This window comes from Saccharopolyspora sp. NPDC049357 (assembly GCF_040677225.1).
Lineage (GTDB): Bacteria > Actinomycetota > Actinomycetes > Mycobacteriales > Pseudonocardiaceae > Saccharopolyspora.
The window spans coordinates 14,006-36,305 of the sequence record NZ_JBFAQJ010000046.1; the positions used below are offsets into that span (position 1 = coordinate 14,006).

Here is a 22,300-nt window from a genome sequence, read left to right on the forward strand (position 1 = left end):
ATGAGCACCACCAAGACCGACGACGCCGCTCAGCACGGCCTCGCCGAGCACTCCCACGGGGGGCCTGTGGTTCCGCAGGCCTCCCGCGGGGAGCGCTTCCGCTCCTACGACGTCGAGGCCTTCGAGGTCCCGGGCGGTCGCGAGGAGGACTGGCGGTTCACCCCGCTGAAGCGGCTCAAGGGCCTGCACGACGGCTCCGCCACCGCCACCGGCAACCTCAAGATCGAGGTCACCGGTGAGGCGAACGTGGAGACCGTGGACCGCGACGACGCGCGCATCGGCAAGGGCGGCGTGCCCGCCGACCGCGTCGCCGCCCAGGCCTGGAGCGCCTTCACCGAGGCCACCGTGGTCACGGTGCCCAAGGAGACCAAGCCCGACGGGCCGATCACCGTCACGATCGACGGCCCCGGCGCGGACCAGGTCGCCTTCGGCCACCTGCAGATCCACGCCGAGCAGTTCGCCGAAGCCGTGGTCGTCATCGACTACCGGGGCTCGGGCACCATCGGCGACAACGTCGAGTTCGTCGTCGCCGACGGCGCCCAGCTGCGGGTCGTGTCCATCCACGACTTCGCCGGCGACGCCACGCAGGTCAGCTCCGAGCACGCCACCCTCGGCCGCGACTCGGTGTTCCGCCACTTCGCCGTCACCCTCGGTGGCGACCTGGTGCGCGTGAACACCACCGTCAACTACGCCGACAAGGGCGGCGACGCCGAGCTGCTGGGCATCTACTTCGCCGACGCGGGCCAGCACCTGGAACACCGCATGCTGGTCGACCACAGCGTGGCCAACTGCCGCAGCAACGTGCTCTACAAGGGCGCGCTGCAGGGCAATTCGGCGCACTCGGTGTGGATCGGCGACGTGCTCATCCAGGCCGCCGCCGAGGGCACCGACACCTACGAGCTCAACCGCAACCTGGTGCTGACCGAAGGTGCGCGGGCCGACTCGGTCCCGAACCTGGAGATCGAGACCGGCGAGATCGAGGGAGCCGGCCACGCCAGCGCCACCGGCCGGTTCGACGACGAGCAGCTGTTCTACCTGCAGGCCCGGGGCATCCCGCAGGACCAGGCCCGCCGCCTGGTCGTGCGCGGCTTCTTCGGCGAGCTCCTGCAGAAGATCAACGTGCCCGAGGTGCGCGAGCGCCTCGAGGCCGAGATCGAGGAAGAGCTCGCAGTCGTCGGCGCCTGAGCGCCACGATCGATTTCAGACTTTCGGCACCACACACCAGGAGAACGAGAAGAAATGGCCACCCTGGAGATCAAGGACCTGCACGGTTCGGTCCTCACCGAGGACGGCCCGAAGCCGATCCTCAAGGGCGTCAACCTGACCATCGACTCCGGTCAGATCCACGCCATCATGGGGCCCAACGGCTCCGGCAAGTCGACCCTGGCCTACGCGCTGGCCGGTCACCCCAAGTACCAGATCGACTCGGGCACGGTGCTGCTCGACGGCGAGGACGTCCTGGAGATGTCCGTCGACGAGCGCGCCCGCGCGGGCCTGTTCCTCGCGATGCAGTACCCGGTCGAGGTGCCGGGCGTGTCGATGTCGAACTTCCTGCGCACCGCCGCCACCGCCGTCCGCGGTGAGGCCCCGCAGGTCCGGCACTGGGTCAAGGAGGTCAAGCAGGCGATGTCCGACCTGGACATCGACCCGTCCTTCTCCGAGCGCAGCGTCAACGAGGGCTTCTCCGGCGGTGAGAAGAAGCGGCACGAGATCCTGCAGCTGGACCTGCTCAACCCGAAGTTCGCGGTGCTCGACGAGACCGACTCCGGTCTGGACGTCGACGCCCTGCGCGTCGTCTCCGACGGCGTCAACCGCTTCAAGGAGAAGGGTGACAAGGGCGTTCTGCTGATCACCCACTACACCCGGATCCTCAAGCACATCACCCCGGACCGCGTGCACGTGTTCTCCGACGGCAAGGTCGTCGAGTCCGGCGGCGCCGAGCTCGCCGACGAGCTGGAGAACAGCGGTTACGTGCGGTTCACCGGCAAGAAGGAGGCGGCCGCCCAGTCATGACCCAACAGCCTCTTCGCACCACTGGTGTGAGTACTTCAGCGGACGTGGTGCCCCTGGACGTCCGGGAGATCCGCGCGGACTTCCCGATCCTCGGGCGCACCATCCGCGACGGCAAGCGCATGGTCTACCTGGACTCCGGGGCGACCTCGCAGCGTCCGCGCCAGGTGCTCGACGCGGAGCGCTCCTTCCTGGAGACCTCCAACGCCGCCGTGCACCGTGGCGCGCACCAGCTGGCCGAGGAGGCCACGGACGCCTATGAAGGCGCGCGAGAACGCATCGCGAACTTCATCGGCGTCGGGGATGACGAGGTGGTGTTCACCAAGAACGCCACCGAGGGCGTGAACCTCGTCGCCTACGCCATGAGCAACGCCGCGACGGCCGGGGCGGAAGCCGAGCGCTTCCGCCTCGGCCCCGGCGACGAGGTCGTGGTGACCGAGATGGAGCACCACGCCAACCTGGTGCCGTGGCAGCAGCTGTGCGAGCGCACCGGCGCCACGCTGCGCTGGTTCGGGGTCACCGAAGAAGGCCGGCTCAACACCTCGGACGTCGCCTCGGTGATCTCCGAGCGGGCCAAGGTCGTGGCCTTCACGCACCAGTCCAACGTGCTGGGCACCGTCAACACCGGCGAGGAGATCATCCGCCGAGCCCACGAGGTCGGCGCGCTGGTCGTGCTCGACGCGTGCCAGTCGGTGCCGCACGCGCCCGTGGACTTCAAGGCCATGGGCGTGGACTTCGCGGTGTTCTCCGGGCACAAGATGCTCGGTCCCTCCGGGGTCGGCGTGCTCTACGGGCGCCGCGAGCTGCTCGACGCGATGCCGCCGTTCATCAGCGGCGGCTCGATGATCGAGCTGGTCCACATGGAGCGCTCCACGTTCGCCCCGCCGCCGCAGCGCTTCGAGGCGGGCGTGCCGATGACCTCGCAGGTCGTCGGGCTCGGTGCGGCCGTGGACTACCTCAACGCGGTGGGCATGGACCGGGTGGCCGCGCACGAGCACGCGCTCACCGAGACCGCGCTGCGCGAGCTCAGCGCGATCGAGGGCGTGCGGATCATCGGCCCCACCAGCACCGAGAACCGCGGTGGCGCCGTGTCCTTCGTGATCGAGGGCGTGCACCCGCACGACGCCGGTCAGGTGCTCGACGACCAGGGCGTGGAGGTCCGGGTGGGCCACCACTGCGCCTGGCCGCTGCACCGCCGGATGGGAATTCCCGCGACCGTCCGGGCGTCGTTCTACCTGTACAACGAACTGGATGAGGTCAAGGCGTTGGTGGATGCGGTGCGCGAGTCGCAGCGCTTCTTCGGGGTTGCCTGACTTTCGACCGAGGATCGCGACATGCAGCTTGAGCAGATGTACCAGGAGATCATCCTGGACCACTACCGCAACCCGCACCGGCACGGGCTGCGGGAGCCGTTCGACGCCGAGTCCTTCCAGGTCAACCCGACCTGCGGGGACGAGGTGACGCTGCGGGTGCGGTTGACCGGTGAGGACGAGAACGCCATCGTCGAGGACGTCTCCTACGCGGGACAGGGCTGCTCGATCAGCCAGGCGGCGGTGTCGGTGCTGACCGACCTGGTCGTCGGCAGGCCGTTGAAGGAAGCCCTGGAAACCGAGGCCGCGTTCAGCGAGCTGATGCACGGCCGAGGCAAGATCGAACCGGACGAGGACGTGCTGGAAGACGGCATCGCCTTCGCCGGCGTGGCCAAGTACCCGATGCGCGTGAAGTGCGCGCTCCTCGGCTGGATGGCCTTCAAGGACGCGGTCGCCCGCGCGTGAGAACGGTGCCAACAGACTTTCAGGAGGCAATGTGAGCGACGAGACCCAAGTGCAGGACGACGTGGCGCGCACTGCCGACGCCCTGCCCGAGCAGGCCGCCCCGGCGGCGGAGGTCGCCAAGCTGGAGGACGTCGAAGAGGCCCTCCGCGACGTGGTCGACCCCGAGCTGGGCATCAACGTCGTCGACCTCGGGCTGGTCTACGACGTGCGCGTCGAGCAGGACAACTCCGCGACCGTGGACATGACGCTGACCTCGGCGGCCTGCCCGCTGACCGACGTCATCGAGGACCAGGCCCGCGCCGCCCTCTGCGGCGGACCGGGCGGCGGCCTCGTCTCGGACTTCCGGATCAACTGGGTCTGGATGCCGCCGTGGGGACCGGAGAAGATCACCGAAGAGGGGCGCGAGCAACTACGAGCCCTCGGCTTCACGGTCTGACTTTTCGATGTGGGAACTCTGTGGTTCCGCTGCTCGGCGCGGTGCGGGTGGCGGAACCTCAGACGCCGTCTGGCTCCGGGATCCGAGGGCCCAATACACGGCGCTTCGGCTGTCCTCCCCAGAAGACGTCTGAGAACCGGCGGCGGTGCCGGTTGCTCGGGTGGTGAAGGAGAAAGCGGCTTCGCCGCTTGCCTGACGTTGCGGCTTGCCTGATTTGAGAGGCCCCTGGCTTTCGTGCCGGGGGCTTCTTCTTGCTCAGTATCCGTAGTGCATCTGCTCGGGGTCCTGGGTGGGGAAGCCCATGGGCGGTGACGGCGGGGGTCCCTGCGCGGGTGGCACCGGCGGGGGAGGGGTGCTGGCCAGGGGCGGTGCCTGGGCCAGGGGTGCTCCGGGGCCCTGACCCCTGAGGACCTCGATCCGCTCCGAGCCCGGCCGGGACATGACCCAGCTCGATCCGGCGAGCTGCTTGGCGTAGTGCTTCAGCGGGGCGAGCTTGCTGGACGCCTCGTCGTAGTCGGAGACCGTCTGCGTCGTGCACACCAGCGTGGCCAGCGAAACGGTGATCTCCACGTTCCCTGCGGTGCGGGACGTGCCCAGCACCGAGTCGGCCAGCGTGACCAGGTCGTCCAGGTCGGCGACCAGCAGGAAGTCGTCGCCGCCCACGTGACCGACCTGCACCGACGTCAGCGATGCCGCCGCGTCGGTGAGGCTGCGCCCGATCGAGCGGATCACGTCGTCACCGGCGGAGAAGCCGGCCGTGTCGTTGACTGCCTTGAAGCCGTCTATGTCCAGCCAGCTCACCGCGAAGACCTCTCCGGCGGCGATCCGCCGGGCCACGTCGCGGGCGATCGCGTCGCTGCCCGGCAGGCGGGTCAGCGGGTTGAGCGCGGCGGCCTCCTCGACCTTCATCTCCGCCATGCCGCGGATCAGGTCACCGGCCCGGACCGCCCCCAGGCAGCGGCCGGCCTCGTCGACCACGATCGCGTCGTCGTACATCCGGTACTGGTCGGAGCGGGTGACCATGCTCAGCGCTTCCATCGCGGTGGTGGCGGTGTTGACCACCCGCGGCTCGTCGGCCAGCCGCGAGGCCGGGCGCTTGGCGTGCAGCGCGTGCCCGTACGGGCCGGTCACCGCCAGCAGGAAGCGGTTGCGGTCGATGGTGTGCCTCGGCCGGTTGTACTCGTCGACCAGCACGACACCGCTGATCTCGGTGTGGTCGGCCAGCACCTCGCGCACCTTGTCGGCGGTGACGTCCATGGACAGCACCGTCGCGGGCGAGAGGAACTCGGTGACGCGCGGGCCGCTGGCGAGCGTGCTGACCGACGGCGAGTGCGGGTCGGTGACCTCGGCGGCCACGCCCGGAACCGTGCTCGTCGTCGGTGGCCTGCGGCCGGCCGGTGCGAGCAGGTTGCCCTGCACCAGGCGCACGCCGTTGCGCCGCAGCGCGTTGAGCTGGCGGTCGCTCTCGACGCCTTCGGCGACCAGCTGGCTCTCGGTGGCCTCGCACAGGTGCCGCACCGACTCGACGACGGCGACCCGGGCCGGATCGTCGGGCAGGCCCTGCACGACCTCGCGGTCGAGCTTGATGGTCGCCGGGCCGATGTCGCCGATCAGCGTCAGCGGGATGTCGCCCTCGCCGACTCCGTCGAGGGCGATCTGGAAGCCGTCCGAACGCAGCTTGCCGATGCCCTCCAGCAGCTGCTCGGGGTCGATGCGGGCGAACGGCGGTCCGATCTCGAGGGTGATCTCCTGCTCGCGCCTGCCGACCTCGCGCAGCTTCTCGCGCAGCAGGGCCAGCCGGTCGTGGTCGTGGACCACGGTGCCCCCGAAGAGGTTCACATGCAGCGGGAGCAATGATTCGTGCTCCGCCGCTGCCTGGACGGCGTTCACGGCCAAGTCCACATCGAGCTCGGTGAGCCGACGAAGGCGCGCCGCTTCCCGGAACAGGTCCTGGACGTGCGCGCCCGCCGGCCGGGCCAACGCCTCGATCGCGACGATGGCACCGGTCTTGATGTTGATCAATGGCTGGAACGCGAAGCGCACTTCGTCCACCAGCGCGAGCACGGAGTCGATATTGCCTCGACTCATACTTCTCCAGCGACCGTGTTCACGATCTGTTCACCGACATCTCAGCTCCTCCTCGTCGGCGGAGCGCCGCCATTCCCGCCGACCAACTTAGCGTGCTTGAGCAGCACGTAACATCAGCCGGACGAACGGTGCGTGGCACCCGGCACCTCATTCCGAGTCTGCCCGATCACACTGCGTAGACAACGGCCAGAGCCTATCGGGTAAAGGCCTGCACGCAGCGTGAACGTTCTGTGAATAGGGTGACTCGAAAAACAGCAATGTGATTTGCGCTTCCCGCGATCGGCGCAAAAGCGGATGTCATTTCACCGCTTATTCATCGAAGAATTGACGCAGATCAACTTCCGCCGAGACCGTGTTTGGCAGCGGGGTGTCCGAACGACATCCCGCCCAGCACGATCCTACGGCGGACGCTCCACGGAACCCGGGCGAACAGCGCCGACATGGCGCGCGCCGTGCCCGCCGAGGTGCCCTCACCCGACAGGAACTCGACCCGGTGCGCCTCGGGCAGCGCGAAGAACGCCTCGAAGAACTCCGGCACCAGCTCCGGCGGCAACGACAGCAGGGCGCGCAGCGACCGCTGCCGCAGCACGTGCGCGGCCAGCACGTCCGGCGGCCACAGCACCTGCCAGCCCGCCCGCGCGGCGGTGGCAGGACCCGGCGTCCCGCCCGCCAAGCCGCCGGAGAGCGCCGCCGCCAGCCACGGGGCGCGGCGCAGCGCCCGCGCGACGCTGAAACCGCTGGCCGGGTGCACGAACCCGGCCGCCGCGCCGAACGGCACGACGCGGCCGGGCCGGGGTAGCGGATCGTCGACCGGGAACCGCACCCGCTCCTCGGTGAACCGCGACTCGGGGTCGATCCCGGCGTCGGCCAGGCGCCCGGCGAGCCTGCGCCGCAACAGGGCCAGCGGAAGCGCGGGACGGCGGGCGAGGGAGGTCTCCTCCAGCAGCACCTGGTCGGGCCCCACCCGCACCGCGTACAGGAACGTCGGCCAGCCGCCCCGGGTGCGCGGCGCCGAACGCCAGTCCATGAACACGCCCTCGCCGGGGCCGCAGAACGCCTCGGCCGTGGCCGAGTCGACGATCCAGCCCACCGCGGTCTGCTGCGCAGGCGGGTGCGCCGGCCGTCCGCCGGACAGCGTTCGCGCAGGTCCGGTGGCGTCGACGACCACGCCGGCCGCGAGCCGCCTGCCGTCCTTGAGCATCAGCGTGGAGCCCGTCGGGCCGTGCTCGGCGGCGACCGCGCGGCCGGTCACCTCGGTGACGTCGGCGCGCCACAGGTGCTTCCACAGCGCCGTGTTGTCCAGCACCGCGTAGGGCCGCCGCCACACGTGGGAGCTCGTGCCGTGCAGGTGAACGCGATCCATCACAGTCGACAGCGCGGCGACCTCGGGCGGCAGCTCATCGGCCCAGGAACCGAAGGTGCTCGCCCAGCCGCTGCGCGGCGCCGGATCGACCAGCGTCACCGCCAAACCGGCATCGCTGCAGGCCGAGGCGGCGGCCCGACCAGCAGGCCCGCCTCCGACCACCACGACATCCGCCACCCGATCATCAGATCACGACCGCACTGGGACGTGCGTGGTGGCCGCCGATACCTTGACCGCATGGAGGAAGTGCAACCACGCGCCGCCCGCCGCAGCGATCGCACCGGGCACACCGTGCCGGGTGACCTGGCCGCGAGCCCGTTCCGCGCGGACCGCGACAGGATCTCCGCCTCTGCCTTCTTCGCGCGGCTCGGCGGCGTCACCCAGGTCGTCAGCCCGTCCGGCTCCGGCCTGCTGCTGCACAACCGGCTCACCCACAGCCTCAAGGTCGCCCAGGTCGCCCGCGCCATCGCCGAACGCCTGCTGGCCGACCCCGTCACCCGGGCCGAGCTCGACGAGCTCGGCGGATGCGATCTGGACGTCGTCGAGGCCGCCGGGCTCGGCCACGACCTCGGGCACCCGCCGTTCGGGCACCTCGGGGAGAGCGTGCTGGACCGGCTGGCGCGCGAGCGCTTCGCGCTGCCCGACGGCTTCGAGGGCAACGCCCAGACCTACCGCGTGGTCACCCGCATCGACGTGCGCGGCGTGGAGGGCAAGGGCCTGGACCTGACCGCCGCCGTGCGCTCGGCGCTGCTGAAGTACCCGTGGACCAGGAACTCGCCGGTTCCCAGGCAGGCGGCCGAACTGCCTCGCGGTGCGTCGGAGCCCGCCGGGGCACCGGGCACCGGGGCGGCGAAGTTCTCCGCCTACAGCACCGAGCTCGACGACCTGCTCGACGCGCGCCTCCCGTTCGAGAAGGTCGTGCCGGACTGGCAGCAGACCGTCGAGGCGTCGATCATGGACACGGCCGACGACATCGCCTACGCGATCCACGACCTGGAGGACTTCCACCGCGTCGGCATCCTGCAGTTCACCTCCGTGCACCACGAGCTGCAGGAATGGCTCGGCCACAGCGTGGAGTTCGCGGCCGAGGAGCACGTCGCCTCCGGCGACTCGCGGCCCGGCGCCTCGCTGGAACTGCTGCGCCGCCGCCTGCACGCCAAGGACGGCTGGATCGCCGACGACGAGGCGTTCAACGACGCGGTGAAGAAAGTGCGCACCGAATTGGCGGTGGACCTGCTGGAGGTGCCCTTCGACCGCTCCCAGCAGGCGGAGCAGGCCGTGGCCAGGTTCTCCGCGGACTGGACCCGGCGACTGGTCGAGGGCATCCGCGTGGACCAGTCCGTCCAGCCCCGCTCCGGCCACGTGGCGCTCGCGCCCGAGCAGTGGCACGAGGTGCAGGTGCTCAAGTTCGTGCACCGGCACTTCGTGCTGCAACGCCCGGACCTCGCCCTGCACCAGCGCGGCCAGGACAGGCTGATCAGCAACCTCGTCGAAGCCCTCGACGAGTGGCTGATCGACGAGGTCGAGGTCGCTCCGCACCGGCTGCGCGACCTGTTCGGCCTGGCCCGCGAGGAGTTCGACGAGCTGCCGCGCGAGATGCTGCCCGCGGATGCCGACCTCACGACGCTGGCGCGGGGCCGCGCGGTGATCGACTTCATCGCCTCGCTCACCGACGACCAGGCCGCTGCGCTGCTGGAAGCGCTGTCGGGACGCACCACGCAGCTGTGGAACGACACCTTCGTCCTGTAGAGAGTTCCAGGCTCGGTTTGCTTGGCGGTGCGGGTGGCGGAACCTGACACGTCGTCTGGCCGCGGGATCCGTTGCTGAAGTACGTCCAATGCACGGCGCAACGGCTGCCCTCGCCGGACGACGTGTCAGAACCCGCGGCGGTGCCGGCTGCGAGGATGGTCGGGACAGCTCGCGGCTGCGCCGCTTGCGGTCGATGTGGAACGGAGCTGAGTTGAGCAGGGTTCGCGAACTGGCCGGGGGCGGCCGCGCGGTGGAGGTGGCACCGGGCCGAGTCGCCGGGTGGTTCAAGCGCTTCGCCGCCTCCCACGGCGGTGCCGCGAGCACGCTGCTGGAACCGCGAACGGTGCTGGTCACCGCCACCGACGGCGCCACGGCGACGGTGCGGGTGCCCTTCGGTCCGCTGCCGGCACCGCACGGCGAACACCCCGGCTTGGCGGTGTCGTCGCTGGTGGAGCACGTGTCGGTGTCCCGCCGGATCGGACTGGTGCTGGTGCGGCTCGGCGCGCACAGCATCGGTGTCGCCGTCGACGGCGTCGTGAAGACCTCCACCACCGACCGGCACCTGGTGCACGGCCGGAACAAGGCAGGCGGCTGGTCCCAGCAGCGCTTCGCGCGCCGCCGCGAGGGGCAGTCGGCTCGTTCGCTGGCCTCGGCCGCCGACGCGGTCGCCAAGGCCCTGCTGCCGGTGGCCGCCGAGCTCGACGCGCTCGTCCTCGGCGGCGACCGGCAGGCGCTGCAGGCGTTGCGCGAGGACACCCGGCTGAGCGCGCTGTTCGACCGCGCTGAGCAGCGCGTCCTCGACGTGCCCGAACCGCGCCGCGCGATCCTCGACGACGCCGCCAAGCGGGCGGTCGCGGTCGAGATCGAGGTCCGCGACCCGCGGTGAGGTTGAACGCAGGCGAAATCCGCTGGAGCCCGACCGGTAGACTCGCCGCCGTGGTCAGCAAGCGAATCCTGGTGCGTTCCCGCGCCACTCCGCGCGTCGATTAGCTCCGCGCCCCGCACGCCCACCCGTTCGTCGCCGGTGGGCGCACTCATGCCACGCAGACCACCTATTACCCGGAGTTCTCCTTGATCTCAGCCACTGGCCTGGAACTGCGCGCCGGTTCCCGCATCCTGCTCTCCGACGCCACCCTGCGCGTCCAGCCCGGCGACCGGGTCGGCCTGGTGGGCCGCAACGGAGCGGGCAAGACCACGACGTTGAAGGTCCTCGCCGGTGAGGGCCAGCCGCACGCCGGTGACCTCATCCGCCGGGGCGAGATCGGGTACCTGCCGCAGGACCCGCGCGAAGGCGATCTGACCGTGACCGCCCAGGACCGGGTGCTCTCGGCGCGCGGCCTCGACAAGCTGCTGCGCGACATGGAGAAGGCGCAGACCGCGATGGCCGAGCTCGTCGACGAGAAGGAGCGCGACAAGGCCATCAACCGGTACGGCCGCCTGGAGGAGCGCTTCGGCGCCCGCGGCGGGTACGCGGCCGAGAGCGAAGCCGGCCGCATCTGCAGCAACCTGGGGCTTCCCGGCAGGGTCCTCAACCAGCCGCTGAGCACGCTCTCCGGTGGTCAGCGCCGCCGCGTCGAGCTCGCGCGCATCCTGTTCGCCGCGTCCGAGGCCGGACCCGGCGGCCGTTCGGCGACGACGCTGCTGCTCGACGAGCCCACGAACCACCTCGACGCCGACTCGATCAACTGGCTGCGCGACTTCCTGAAGAACCACGACGGCGGACTGGTCGTCATCAGTCACGACATCGACCTGCTGTCGGCCGTGGTCAACAAGGTCTGGTTCCTCGACGCCATCCGAGGCGAGGCCGACGTCTACAACATGGACTGGACCCGCTACCAGGACGCCCGCGCCGCCGACGAGAAGCGGCGCCGCCGGGAGCGGGCCAACGCCGAGAAGAAGGCGTCCGCGCTGATGACCCAGGCCGACAAGATGCGGGCCAAGGCCACCAAGGCCGTCGCCGCGCAGAACATGGCCAAGCGCGCCGAGAAGCTGCTGGCCTCCGCCGAGGCAGAGCAGGCCCAGGAGAAGGTCGCCAAGATCCGCTTCCCGGATCCCGCCTCGTGCGGCAAGACGCCGCTGACCGCGGACGGCCTGTCCAAGTCCTACGGCTCGCTGGAGATCTTCAGCGGGGTGGACCTGGCCGTGGACCGCGGGTCCAAGGTCGTGGTGCTCGGTCTCAACGGTGCGGGCAAGACCACGCTGCTGCGGCTGCTCGGCGGCCAGGAAGAAGCCGACTCCGGTGCCGTCGTCCCAGGTCACGGCCTGCGCATCGGATACTTCGCCCAGGAGCACGAAACCCTCGATCACGACGCGACGGTCTGGGAGAACGTGCGTTCGGCCGCGCCCGACGCCCCCGAGCAGCAGCTGCGCAACCTGCTGGGCACGTTCCTGTTCCAGGGCGAGCAGCTGCAGCAGCCAGCGGGCACCCTCTCCGGCGGTGAGAAGACCCGGCTCGCGCTGGCCGGGCTCGTCTCCAGCCAGGCCAACGTGCTTCTGCTCGACGAGCCGACGAACAACCTCGACCCCGCCAGCCGCGAGCAGGTGCTCGACGCGCTGCGCAGCTTCAGCGGCGCGGTTGTGCTGGTCACGCACGATCCGGGCGCGGTGGAAGCGCTCGAGCCCGAACGGGTCATCCTGCTGCCGGACGGCACCGAGGACCACTGGTCAGCCGAATACCTGGATCTGGTCCAGTTGGCGTAGCGCTCCGTATACCACGGCGGCGGGCTACTACGTATGGATTAGTGCATTCCGGTGATCGCCGCGTGCCCATCTCGACCGATGGCCGATCTTTTTTCCATGATCGCCTGGCGTTCGGGCCTTTCCTGTTCGATCATTGCGCTGACAGGGGTCGCGAGGCCCGACCTGCTCAGAGGGAAGGCGGGGACACCGTGGCTGAGCTGAAGAAGGGCGCGCGCATTACGGGAAGCGCGCGCGACAAGCTGGCCAGTGATCTGAGAAAGAAGTACGAGAAGGGGGCGAGCATCCGCGCACTGGCGGAGTCGACCGGACGGTCCTACGGCTTCGTGCACCGGGTTCTGAGCGAATCAGGCGTGCAGTTGCGTGGTCGTGGGGGCGCGACGCGGTCCAAGAAGAAGTGAACTAGTCGGCCGGCCGTTCCCGGTCGTGCCGTCAAGCCTGGAGGTCCGCTTGGCGGAGTCGGTAGTGGACGCCGACCTGTTGGATCGTGGCGGTGTGGGGCTCACGATCCACGGGCGGCGTGCCACCATCACGCTGGACCGCCCGGACAAGCTCAACGCGCAAACCCCGCACACCTGGCAGGCGCTGCGGGAAATCGGCCGGTCGTTGAGCGCGGAGATCCGGGTCGTCGTGCTGCGCGGAGCCGGCCGGGCCTTCTCGGCCGGACTGGACCGGAGGATGTTCAGCCCCGAAGGGCTGGACGGCGCTCCGGGCCTGGCGGCGTTGGCCGAGCGCCCCACCGAGCAGTCCGACGCCGAGATGGCCGGCTACCAGCAGGCGTTCAGCTGGTTGCGAGAACCGGAACGAGTCACGATCGCTGCCGTGCGGGGTCACGCGATCGGAGCCGGGTTCCAGCTGGCGCTCGCCTGCGACATGCGGGTGCTGGCCACCGACGCGCGACTGCGGATGGCCGAGACCGGGCTCGGGCTGGTGCCCGACCTCGGCGGAACGCTGCCGCTGGTGCGCGCGGTCGGCTACGCGCGCGCGGTGGAGATCTGCGTGACCGGGCGTGAGGTCACCGCCGAGGAAGCGATGCGGATCGGCCTGGCCAACCAGGTCGTCGACCCGGACGGGCTGGACGCCGCGGTCGACGCCCTGGTCGAGTCCGTGTTGGCCCCACCGGCGGGCGCGGTCCGCGAGACGTTGTCGCTGCTGGCCCTGGCCGACGAGGCCGTAGATCCCGAGCAGCAGCTCGCGGCCGAGCGCGCTGCGCAGCTGCGCAGCATCACCGAGCTCGCCCGGCAGCTCGGCGTGGTCCGATGATCACCCGTTGCTGACCATCGGCTCGTAATAGCGCTCTGCGCTGCAACACCCCCGCGTGCCCTCGCACCACCGCTGTGGTGTCGGGGATACGATCTTGGTCAACTCGAGCGAGATCTAGGGGATGCATGACGCAGCGAGGAAACCGTCGGGAACTGCTCGCCGACGCCGCCATCGAGGTGCTCGCGCGTGACGGCGGCCGCGGGCTGACCCATCGCGCGATCGACCGCGAGGCTCGGGTCCCGGAGGGCACCACCAAGAATTACTACCCGACGCGCAACGCCCTGTTCGAGGCCATTGCGCACTACCTCGCCGAACGGCACGTCGCCGCGCTCGAAGCGCTCTGCGCCCACATCCCCGAGGACGTCTGCCCCGACGACATCACCGCGCTGTACGCGGCGATGCTGAGCCGCATGTCGGGCAACGCGCGTTCCCAGTTCCTCGCGCTGTTCGAGCTGCACCTGGAAGCCGTCCGCAACCCCGAGGTGCGCACCGTGCTCGGCGAGATCAGCCGGGCCAGCGTCGACACCGCCGTCCAGCTGCACGCCGCGGTCGGGCGCCGGATCGGCAGGCGCGGTGCGGGTCTGCTCGACGCGGGCATGCTCGGCGTGGCCTTGTCGACCCTCAGCCTGCCCGGCGAACTCGTCGGCGAACTCGGGCTCGACGACACCGAGGGGCTCACCCGCGCGTTGCTGACCCTCGGTGGTACCCGCGACGAACCGGCGCTGGAAGTGCTGCGCGACTGGGCGGGTTGATCCGTCCGGAGATCAACCGGATGCGCTGCGGGACCGAGAGATGACTCGCGGTAGCCTCACTGTGAACGAGCTGCGCCTGGGGTGCCCCCGCTGGTACCCGTGATCGAAGTGGATGCAGGGAAGGCATGTCGAATCCAGCACAGGACGAGCCCGACCCGCACGCACCGCTGGAACCGCCCGCGGTGGTTTTCGCGCGTCTGACCGATGTACCGGTCGACGCCCTGGACAAGCTGATCGAAGACACCCGCGCCGTCTACGACGACCTCAACAAGGTCCTCGGCCACCCGTACTGGGGTGATCTGGTGTACCACCAGGGGGCGGCGATGAGGGCGTTGACCGAGGCCAAGACCTGCCTGGAAGGTCTGCGTGCCGAGGCCGTCGGTGCCCGCAACACCGAACTCGGCGTCACCGTCACCACCGCGGTCATCGACGGTGAACGGCACTTCGCCCAGAACGAGGACGACAAGGCCGAACTCGTCGACAAGCTGCTGCGCTCGCCCGGTGAGGGCGCCGGGCACATCTACGTCTGGGACAGGCCGCACGCCGATCCCGAAGCGCCCGGTCCGTACGAGCAGATCCGAATCGTCACCGATGTCGAGAACGAGCTCGGCGTCCTCAACTTCACCGAAGAGGACGTCGAAGGCGACATGCTCTCCTGGCACACCTGCAACCCGCAGCCGTCGGGGGACGCGCCCGCGCTGCCCTTCGACGCGGGCAGCACGCTGAAGTTCCCGCGCAACGCCGTGCTGTCGTTCCGCGAACTTCGCGCCGCCCTGGACGAATTCACCCGAACCGGAGCCAAGCCCGAATGCGTGCAGTGGCAACCGGCCCGCTGGGGTGACCTGTAAAACCGAGCGACTGGGGGCGTTTCGCGCGCCGTAGCGGAACTCGCCCGTCGCGACGTGTCCGAACGCGCGGCGGTGCCGCCCTCGTGGGTTCGCCTGCCCGATCCGCGGCGTTCGGGTGACTGGTTCGTGCCCGAGCGTGACGCGGGTTCGCGACAACCCGCGGTTAAGCATTGACTAACAGCAGGAAAAGGTGGTTCCTTCTTTCCATTCGCGCGAGGACGAAGGGGGCCACACGTGCGCAGACGACTCGTCGCGCTGGGGGTCGCGTTGCTGGTCGGCTCGTTGCTGCCCGCACCGGCGTCGGCACAGGAGAACGGGGACCGCCCACAGGGCGCCACGCTGCGCGTCGGACTGCAGCAGCAGATCGACTCGCTCAACCCGTTCCTCGGTTACACGTTGGCCGCCACGGACATCTTCCGGGCGATCTACCCGACGCTGACCACTTACAGCACCAACGACTTCGGCGTGGAACCGGAGCTCGCGGAGCGGTGGGAGTCCACACCGGACAAGCTCACCTGGACCTTCCACATCCGGCCCGGGGTCACGTGGTCCGACGGTCGGCCGGTGACGGCGCGGGACGCCGCCTACACCTACAACCGGATGATGACCGACCCGGCCGCGGCGACCGCCAACGGCAACTTCGTGGAGAACTTCGACCAGGTCTCCGCCCCGGACGACTCCACGCTGGTCATCCGCACCAAGACGCCGCAGGCCACGATGCTGGCCATCGACGCCCCGATCGTGCCCGAACACGTGTGGTCCAAGGTTGCCGACGTGGAGAACTTCGCCAACGACCAGATGCCGGTCGTCGGCAGCGGCCCCTACGTGCTCACCGGTTACCGGCCGGAGCAGGACGTCACGCTCACCGCCAACCCGAACTTCTGGCGGGGCGCGCCGAAGGTCGCCGAGGTGCAGTTCACCCAGTTCAAGAACAGCGACGCCGCCGTGCAGGCGCTGCGCAAGGGCGACCTCGACGTCGTCCAGAAGCTCACCCCCGCGCAGTTCGACGCGCTGGAGGGCGAAGCCGACATCAAGCAGGTCAAGGGCCAAGGTCGCCGGTTCTACGAGATGATCCTCAACCCCGGCGCCACCAACAGCGAGAACCAGCCGATCGGCAGCGGGCACCCCGCGCTCAAGGACGTCCGGGTTCGGCAGGCCATCGATCTCGCCATCGACCGCAAGGCCCTCGTCGACCGGGTTCTCGGCGGTTACGGGCAGTTGGGCGGGGGATACCTGCCGCCGATCTTCGGCGACTACCACTGGACACCGCCGCAGCCGCGCGGATTCGACCCGGCCGCCGCCAACCGGAGGCTCGACGAGGCCGGGTACACCCGCGGGCCCGACGGCACCCGCCGCACGCCGCAGGGCGAACCGCTGAACTTCGACTTCGTGCTGCACGGCGACGAAGCCGCCGACTCGCAGGTCGGCGAGTTCGTCAAGCGCTGGCTCGCCGACGTGGGCATCAACGTCGAGCTGCAGCCCGTGTCGGACAACCAGCTCAACGACCGCACCACCGCCGGTGACTTCGACATGGTCATCAGCGGCTGGTCGGCCAACCCCGACCCGGACTACGTGCTGCGCCTGCAGACCTGCGGCGCCCGCCCGACTCCCGACGGCAACGGAACCCCGGACACGCTGCAGTGCGACCCGGCCTACGACGACCTGTACGGCAAGCAGCTCGCCGAGTTCGACCCGGCGAAGCGGGTCGACCTGGTCAAGCAGCTGCAGTCCCGGTTCTACGACCAGGCGACAGGGCTGGTGCTGTACTACGCCAACTCGCTGGAGGCGTACCGCACCGACCGGTACAGCGGCTTCACGACGCAGCCGGCGGCAGAAGGCGTGATCACCGGTCAGCAGGGCTACTGGGGCTACTACGGCGCCGAGCCCACCGACAAGGCGATCAGCGGCTCTGACGGCACGAACTACACCGCCGTTGCCTGGGGACTCGGCGGGCTCGTCGTGGTGATCGTGCTGGTGGGAGTGGGGGTCGCCGTGCGGCGCCGCGCCACCGCGGACGACCGGGAGTGACCGCGTGTCGGACCTGCTGACCACTGTGGACGACCAGGAACCGGCCACCGGCAACGGTGGCCGGCTCCTGCGCTACGTCGGCGGCAAGATCGGCGGTGGGCTGGTGAGCCTGCTGCTGGTCGCCGTCCTCGGCTTCTTCCTGTTCCGCGTGATGCCCGGAGACCCGGTGCGCACCATGACCCGCGGCGCTCCGATGACGGCGCAGCAGATCGCGGACCTGCGCGAACGGCTCGGTCTCGATCAGCCGCTGTGGAAGCAGTTCCTGGACTTCCTCGGCAACCTGCTGCGCGGTGACCTCGGCACCTCCTACACCTACAGCCGACCGGTCGGCGAACTGATCCTGCAGCGCATCGGGCCGACCGTGCTGCTGGTCGGAACGGCCACGGTGCTGGCCATCGTGCTGGGCCTGTGGATGGGTTCGCGCGCGGCGTGGAAGCACGGTGGCGCCTTCGACAAGGCCACCAGCTCGGTGGCGCTGGCGCTGTGGTCGGTGCCGACGTTCTGGCTCGGCCTGATCGTGCTGATGGCCTTCGGCGTCGGAGTCGGCCCGATCCCCGGACTGTTCCCGGTCGGCGGCATCTCCGACCCCGACACGCCCCCGGAACTCCTGCCGCAGATCCTCGACGTCGCGCACCACATGGTGCTCCCGGTGCTGACGATGCTCGCGGTCATCTACGCCGAGTACCTGATGGTGATGCGTTCCTCGCTGCTGGAGGAGATGGGCGAGGACTACCTGACCACCGCCCGCGCCAAGGGGCTTCGCGAGGACCTGGTCCGCAGCAGGCACGCCGTGCCCAACGCGCTGCTGCCCACGGTGACGCTGATCTTCCTGCGGCTGGGGCTGGTGGTCGCCGGTGCCATCACGGTGGAGACGGTGTTCTCCTGGCCCGGCCTGGGACTGCTGACCTACGAAGCCCTGCGGGTGCCCGACCTGCCCCTGCTGCAGGGGATCTTCATCGTGCTGGCGGGAAGCGTGGTGGTCATGAACGTGCTGGCAGACCTGCTCTACCGGGTCATCGATCCGCGGGTGCGTGAATCATGACCGCCCCCACCGCGTCCCAGGTCGTGCGCGCCCGGCGGAAGGCGAGCCTCGCCGAGGGCTGGCGGGTCTTCCGCGCCGACCGCGCCGGGCTGGTGGGCCTGGTGGTGCTGGCAGCGATCGTGCTGCTGGCACTGCTGGCGCCGCTGCTCACCGACTCCACCGGGCTGGACGTCACCCGCGCGACCGGCGCAGCGCTGCAGGCACCCAGCGCCGAATACCCCTTGGGCACCGACGAATCCGGCCGTTCCGTGCTGCTGCTGACCTGGTGGGGCGCTCGCGTCTCGCTGGTCGTCGGGTTGTCGGCGGCGATCCTGTCGGTGCTGATCGGTGCGCTGGTCGGGGTGGCCGCAGCGCACTTCGGTGGCTGGACCTCGCGAATCCTGCTGCGGTTCACCGACTTCTTCCTGGTGCTGCCCTCGCTGGTGCTGGCCATCGCGCTGTCCACGGTGCTCGAACGCGGGCTGTGGACGATCGTGCTCGCCATCGGCGTCACCTCGTGGCCGCACACGGCCCGGGTCGTGCGCGCCCAGACGCTGACCATCGAGGCCCGCCCCTACATCGAGCGCTCCCGCGCGCTCGGAGCCGGGCACGGGCACGTCATCTTCAAGCACGTGCTGCCCGCCGTGCTGCCGCTGGTGTTCGCGAACACCACCCTGTCGGTGGCCAGCTCGATCATCTCCGAATCCACGCTGTCCTTCCTCGGTCTGGGCGACCCCAGCCGGGTCTCGTGGGGCACGATGCTGAAGTCGGCGATGGACACCGGCGCGGTCACCGGCGGCGCTTGGTGGTACCTGCTGCCGCCCGGCCTGGGAATCGTGTTGGTGGTGCTCGGTTTCACGCTGTGCGGCCGGGCTCTGGAAGCGGTGTTCAACCCGAGGCTGCGGGGGCGACGTTGAGTCCGATTCTGCAACTGCGCGACGTGTCGATCACCTACGGCGGCGCCGACGAGCCCGCCGTGTCCGGGGTGAACCTGAGCCTGGAACCGGGCGAAACCCTCGGCCTGGCCGGGGAGTCGGGCTGCGGCAAGACGAGCCTGGCGATGTCGGTGCTGCGGTTGCTGCCGCGCACCACGCGCGTCGACGGCGAGGTGCTGCTCGACGGCGAGGACGTCCGCGAGATGAGCTTCGGCCGGTTGCGCGCGGTCCGCTGGGCCGGTGCCTCGGTGGTGTTCCAGGGGGCGATGCACGCGCTGAACCCGGTGCGCACCATCGGCGATCAGATCGCCGAGCCGATCCGGCTGCACGGCGGCAAGGGCGACCTGAGCGAGCGGGTCGGCGAGCTGCTGGCCCAGGTCGAGCTGCCCGCCGACCGCGCCGGGGCCTACCCGCACGAGCTCTCCGGCGGGCAGAAGCAGCGCGTCATGATCGCCATGGCGCTGGCCTGCGAACCCCGCCTGGTCATCGCCGACGAACCCACCACGGCGCTGGACGTGGTGGTGCAGGCGCAGGTGCTGGACCTGCTCAAGCGCCTGGTCTCCGAGCGCGGCATCGCGCTGGTCATGATCAGCCACGACCTGTCTGTGCTGTCCGCGACCTGCTCCCGGCTGGCGGTGATGTACCGGGGCGAGGTCGTCGAGCACGGGCCGGCCGAGCAGGTCATGAGCCGACCGCAGCACGAGCACAGCAGGGCTTTGGCCGATGCCTTCCCCGCGGTGGGCGATCCGAGCTTCCGCCTCACCGGGGGCGGGTCCGCTGGTGAGGCGCTGCTGTCGGCGGACGGCGTCGCGGTGACCTTCCGCAGCCGATCCGGTCAGGCCGTGCGCGCGGTGCGCGGGGTGGACCTCGCGGTCGGCGCCAACGAGATCGTGGCGCTGGTCGGGCAGTCCGGCTCCGGCAAGACCACGCTGGCGCGCACGCTGCTCGGCCTGCAGCGCCCCACCTCCGGTGCGGTCCGGTTCGACGGTGTTCCGCTGCCCACCGGAGCTGCGGCGCTGCGCGACTACCGCCGCAAGGTCCAGCTGGTCCTGCAGGACCCCACCGGTGCCCTCAACCCGCGGCACACCGTCTACGAGGCGGTCGCCGAGGGCTTGCGGATCCACGGCATCACCGACGACGAGGTCGGCCGGGTGACCGCCGCCCTGGAGGCCGCGGAACTGCGACCGGCGGAGAAGTTCTTCTCCCGCTTCCCGCAGGAGCTCTCGGGCGGTCAGCGCCAGCGCGTCGTCATCGCGGGTGCCCTGGTGCTGGAGCCGGAGGTCCTCATCGCCGACGAGCCGGTCGCCTCGCTCGACGCCACGGTGCGCGGCGAGATCCTCTCGCTGCTGCTCCGGCTGCGCGTGGACAAGGGCCTGTCGACGCTGGTCATCACCCACGACCTCGGTCTCGCCTGGAACATCGCCGACCGCGTCGCGGTCATGTACCAGGGCGAGATCGTCGAGCTCGGCACCGTCGAGCAGGTCCTGCTCGATCCGCAGCACGACTACACCAAGACGCTCCTGGCGGCGGTGCCGACCACGACCCGGCGCGTGGCCTGAGAACTCCCCGGGCTCGTTGTGCGTGGCGGAACCCGAGGCGGTCCGCGCCTGAAGCAGCGGCTACCGCCGCTCCTGGTCGAAGCTGTCGATGATCGCGGGCCGGTCGGGGTGATCGACGCGGACCACGAGGTCGGCCAGCGCGGTGGGGTCGACCTCCTCGGCGTAGCGCTTGAACGCGGGCAGCGTCCAGCGCTGGTCCTCCGGTGTGTGGCGGTGGAGCGCGGCGTCGGAGAGCCACAGGTGCACGACGAGGTCGAAGTCGAGTCCGACGCCCTGCAGCAGCGGTCCGTCCACGATGGCCGCACCTCGTTCCGGCAGTGCCACGCGGTCCAGGCGAGGGGAGCGGTCCGCCTCCGGGTCCCACAGCGCGGGCAGCACCTGCCCGGTGCCGTTCGCGGCCAGCGGGGTGAGGACCTCGCGGGCCAGCCCCGTGGTGTCGAACCAGGACAGGTAGTAGGAATCCGGGTCGTGGTGGCCGTGCTCCAGGCGCACCGAGGCCGGGCGCAGGTAGTCCGTCGCACGCACCCGGACCGCTTCGCGACCGCGTTCCCTCAGCGGCGAGACCAGGCGATCGGCGAGATCCCCGGTGCCTGCGGCCGGAGCACCGTCGACGGCCACCCGGGCCCACCGTCCCGCGATGGCGTCAACGCGCTCCACCACCTCGTCGACCAGGGCTTGCGGGGAGATCGGGCGGACACGCACCTCCCGAAGCTATCAAGCGCGGTCCCGCACTCGTGCTCAGCGCAGCGCCGGCTGGAGGATGGAGAGGCGTTGGGCGTCGGCGTCGAGCTCCGCCGCGACGCCGAGGGGAACCGTGCGCTGGGCTTCGCAGTGGCCGAAGCCCAGGTCCCAGAGGATCGGTACGCCGAGGCCGCCCAGCAGGTTCTCCAGCATCGCGTACACCTCGTCCACCGGGCCGCAGTCGGTCCACGAGCCCAGCGCGATCCCGGTGGCGCCTTGGAAGAACCCGGCCCGGATCAGCTGGATCAGGAAGCGGTCCAGGCGGTAGGGCTCCTCGGTGACGTCCTCCAGCAGTGCGATGCCGCGATCCGGTGGCCGCGCCGCCACGCCCGCTCCCAGCGAACCCGCGAGCAGGCTCAGGTTGCCGCCGTAGGTCACGCCCAACGCGCGCCCGGGCACCATGGTCCGCGCGCTGCGACCGGTCAGTATGGTCACGCCCTGCGGCTCGAACAGGGTGCGTCGCAGGTGGCCGCGCGCCTTCTCGTCGTGGGCGAACGCCCTGGTCGCCACCATCGGGGCGAAGATCGTGGCCAGCCCGAGCTCGGCGGCGAAGACCTCGTGCAGCGCGGTGACGTCGCTGGAGCCGACCAGGATCTTCGGGCCCGCCTCGGCCAGCTCGGCGAAGTCCAGGTGGTCGATCATGCGCAGGCAGCCGTAGCCCCCGCGGGCGCAGAACACCGCCGAGACCTGCGGGTCGCACCACGCCTCCTGCAGGTCGGCCGCGCGGTCCGCGTCGGTGCCCGCCAGGTAGTCCAGGCGGGGGTGGCGGTCCAGGACGTGCTTGCCGACGCGGACGTCGAGCTCCCAGGCGCGCAGCTGGGCGAGCCCGGCCTCCAGCAGCTCTTCGGGCACCGGCCCGGCCGGGGCGACCAGCGCCACCGTGTCGCCTCGCTGCAGCCTCGGCGGCCGGGTCAGTTCGCGCATGCTCATCGGCGTGCTCCATCCGAGTCCGTTCGAACACCCCTGATCTTGTCGCGAGGGTATCGGCAGTCAGCGCACCGCGCCGCAGTTCACCTACAGCGAACACGGCTCGAA

At 70.4% G+C, this 22,300-nt stretch carries 20 protein-coding genes; 16 read left to right on the forward strand and 4 right to left on the reverse strand.

Annotated elements, in window-relative coordinates; genetic code table 11:
• From sufD to AB0J91_RS28130, 5 genes are read left to right on the forward strand one after another with little or no spacing between them, the layout of a single operon-like run.
• Nucleotides 1-1,185 carry a Fe-S cluster assembly protein SufD gene (sufD, locus tag AB0J91_RS28110; protein ID WP_363874670.1) on the forward strand — a complete coding sequence of 395 codons (1,185 nt, stop codon included), beginning with the start codon at nt 1-3 and terminating at the stop codon, nt 1,183-1,185.
• 54 nt (nt 1,186-1,239) lie between these two features.
• Nucleotides 1,240-2,013, forward strand: a complete 774-nt coding sequence (sufC, locus tag AB0J91_RS28115; RefSeq protein ID WP_363874673.1) for a Fe-S cluster assembly ATPase SufC — start codon at nt 1,240-1,242, stop codon at nt 2,011-2,013.
• On the forward strand, nt 2,010-3,323 hold the full coding sequence (locus tag AB0J91_RS28120) for a cysteine desulfurase (protein WP_363786592.1): 1,314 nt from the start codon (nt 2,010-2,012) through the stop codon (nt 3,321-3,323). The genes sufC and AB0J91_RS28120 overlap by 4 nt, the downstream gene beginning before the upstream one ends.
• Before the next feature lie 21 nt (nt 3,324-3,344).
• Nucleotides 3,345-3,785, forward strand: coding sequence for a Fe-S cluster assembly sulfur transfer protein SufU (gene sufU / locus AB0J91_RS28125; protein ID WP_363786594.1), 441 nt, complete (start codon nt 3,345-3,347; stop codon nt 3,783-3,785).
• A gap of 31 nt (nt 3,786-3,816) precedes the next feature.
• Nucleotides 3,817-4,221, forward strand: coding sequence for a metal-sulfur cluster assembly factor (locus AB0J91_RS28130; RefSeq protein ID WP_132685186.1), 405 nt, complete (start codon nt 3,817-3,819; stop codon nt 4,219-4,221).
• 255 nt (nt 4,222-4,476) lie between these two features.
• Here the strand turns inward: AB0J91_RS28130 and AB0J91_RS28135 are convergent, their stop codons facing one another.
• On the reverse strand, nt 4,477-6,309 hold the full coding sequence (locus AB0J91_RS28135) for a GGDEF domain-containing protein (protein ID WP_363874676.1): 1,833 nt from the start codon (nt 6,307-6,309) through the stop codon (nt 4,477-4,479).
• Nucleotides 6,310-6,643: 334 nt separating this feature from the next.
• Nucleotides 6,644-7,849, reverse strand: a complete 1,206-nt coding sequence (locus AB0J91_RS28140; protein WP_363874678.1) for a lycopene cyclase family protein — start codon at nt 7,847-7,849, stop codon at nt 6,644-6,646.
• A gap of 60 nt (nt 7,850-7,909) precedes the next feature.
• Here AB0J91_RS28140 and dgt point away from each other — a divergent pair, with 60 nt between their 5' ends.
• The 11 genes from dgt (at nt 7,910) to AB0J91_RS28195 (ending at nt 20,524) form a co-directional block, all read left to right on the forward strand.
• On the forward strand, nt 7,910-9,421 hold the full coding sequence (dgt, locus tag AB0J91_RS28145) for a dGTP triphosphohydrolase (RefSeq protein WP_363874681.1): 1,512 nt from the start codon (nt 7,910-7,912) through the stop codon (nt 9,419-9,421).
• 211 nt (nt 9,422-9,632) lie between these two features.
• Entirely contained in the window at nt 9,633-10,307 is a 675-nt protein-coding gene (locus tag AB0J91_RS28150) for an acVLRF1 family peptidyl-tRNA hydrolase (RefSeq protein WP_363874683.1), read from the forward strand.
• 185 nt (nt 10,308-10,492) lie between these two features.
• Entirely contained in the window at nt 10,493-12,121 is a 1,629-nt protein-coding gene (locus AB0J91_RS28155; protein ID WP_363786605.1) for an ABC-F family ATP-binding cassette domain-containing protein, read from the forward strand.
• A gap of 188 nt (nt 12,122-12,309) precedes the next feature.
• A complete protein-coding gene (locus tag AB0J91_RS28160; protein ID WP_093260265.1) occupies nt 12,310-12,519 on the forward strand; it encodes a helix-turn-helix domain-containing protein in 210 nt (69 codons plus the stop codon).
• 49 nt (nt 12,520-12,568) lie between these two features.
• The gene (locus AB0J91_RS28165; protein WP_363874686.1) at nt 12,569-13,381 is read left to right on the forward strand and encodes an enoyl-CoA hydratase/isomerase family protein; all 813 of its coding nucleotides are present in this window, start codon (nt 12,569-12,571) and stop codon (nt 13,379-13,381) included.
• Between the two features lie 125 nt (nt 13,382-13,506).
• Nucleotides 13,507-14,133, forward strand: a complete 627-nt coding sequence (locus AB0J91_RS28170) for a TetR/AcrR family transcriptional regulator (RefSeq protein WP_363786609.1) — start codon at nt 13,507-13,509, stop codon at nt 14,131-14,133.
• Between the two features lie 125 nt (nt 14,134-14,258).
• The gene (locus AB0J91_RS28175; RefSeq protein WP_363874689.1) at nt 14,259-14,981 is read left to right on the forward strand and encodes an Imm1 family immunity protein; all 723 of its coding nucleotides are present in this window, start codon (nt 14,259-14,261) and stop codon (nt 14,979-14,981) included.
• A 234-nt stretch (nt 14,982-15,215) separates the two neighbouring features.
• Entirely contained in the window at nt 15,216-17,009 is a 1,794-nt protein-coding gene (locus AB0J91_RS28180; protein WP_363874692.1) for an ABC transporter substrate-binding protein, read from the forward strand.
• 13 nt (nt 17,010-17,022) lie between these two features.
• The gene (locus AB0J91_RS28185) at nt 17,023-18,051 is read left to right on the forward strand and encodes an ABC transporter permease (protein ID WP_363874730.1); all 1,029 of its coding nucleotides are present in this window, start codon (nt 17,023-17,025) and stop codon (nt 18,049-18,051) included.
• The gene (locus tag AB0J91_RS28190) at nt 18,048-18,947 is read left to right on the forward strand and encodes an ABC transporter permease (protein ID WP_363874695.1); all 900 of its coding nucleotides are present in this window, start codon (nt 18,048-18,050) and stop codon (nt 18,945-18,947) included. Before AB0J91_RS28185 ends, AB0J91_RS28190 begins: the two co-directional genes overlap by 4 nt.
• A complete protein-coding gene (locus AB0J91_RS28195; RefSeq protein ID WP_363874698.1) occupies nt 18,944-20,524 on the forward strand; it encodes an ABC transporter ATP-binding protein in 1,581 nt (526 codons plus the stop codon). The genes AB0J91_RS28190 and AB0J91_RS28195 overlap by 4 nt, the downstream gene beginning before the upstream one ends.
• 60 nt (nt 20,525-20,584) lie before the next feature.
• On the opposite strand, the gene AB0J91_RS28200 is transcribed toward AB0J91_RS28195, so the two are convergent.
• Both AB0J91_RS28200 and AB0J91_RS28205 read right to left on the reverse strand, forming a co-directional pair.
• Nucleotides 20,585-21,226, reverse strand: coding sequence for a uridine kinase (locus AB0J91_RS28200; RefSeq protein WP_363874701.1), 642 nt, complete (start codon nt 21,224-21,226; stop codon nt 20,585-20,587).
• A 36-nt stretch (nt 21,227-21,262) separates the two neighbouring features.
• The gene (locus AB0J91_RS28205) at nt 21,263-22,195 is read right to left on the reverse strand and encodes an LD-carboxypeptidase (protein ID WP_363874704.1); all 933 of its coding nucleotides are present in this window, start codon (nt 22,193-22,195) and stop codon (nt 21,263-21,265) included.
• Between the last annotated feature and the right edge of the window lie 105 nt (nt 22,196-22,300).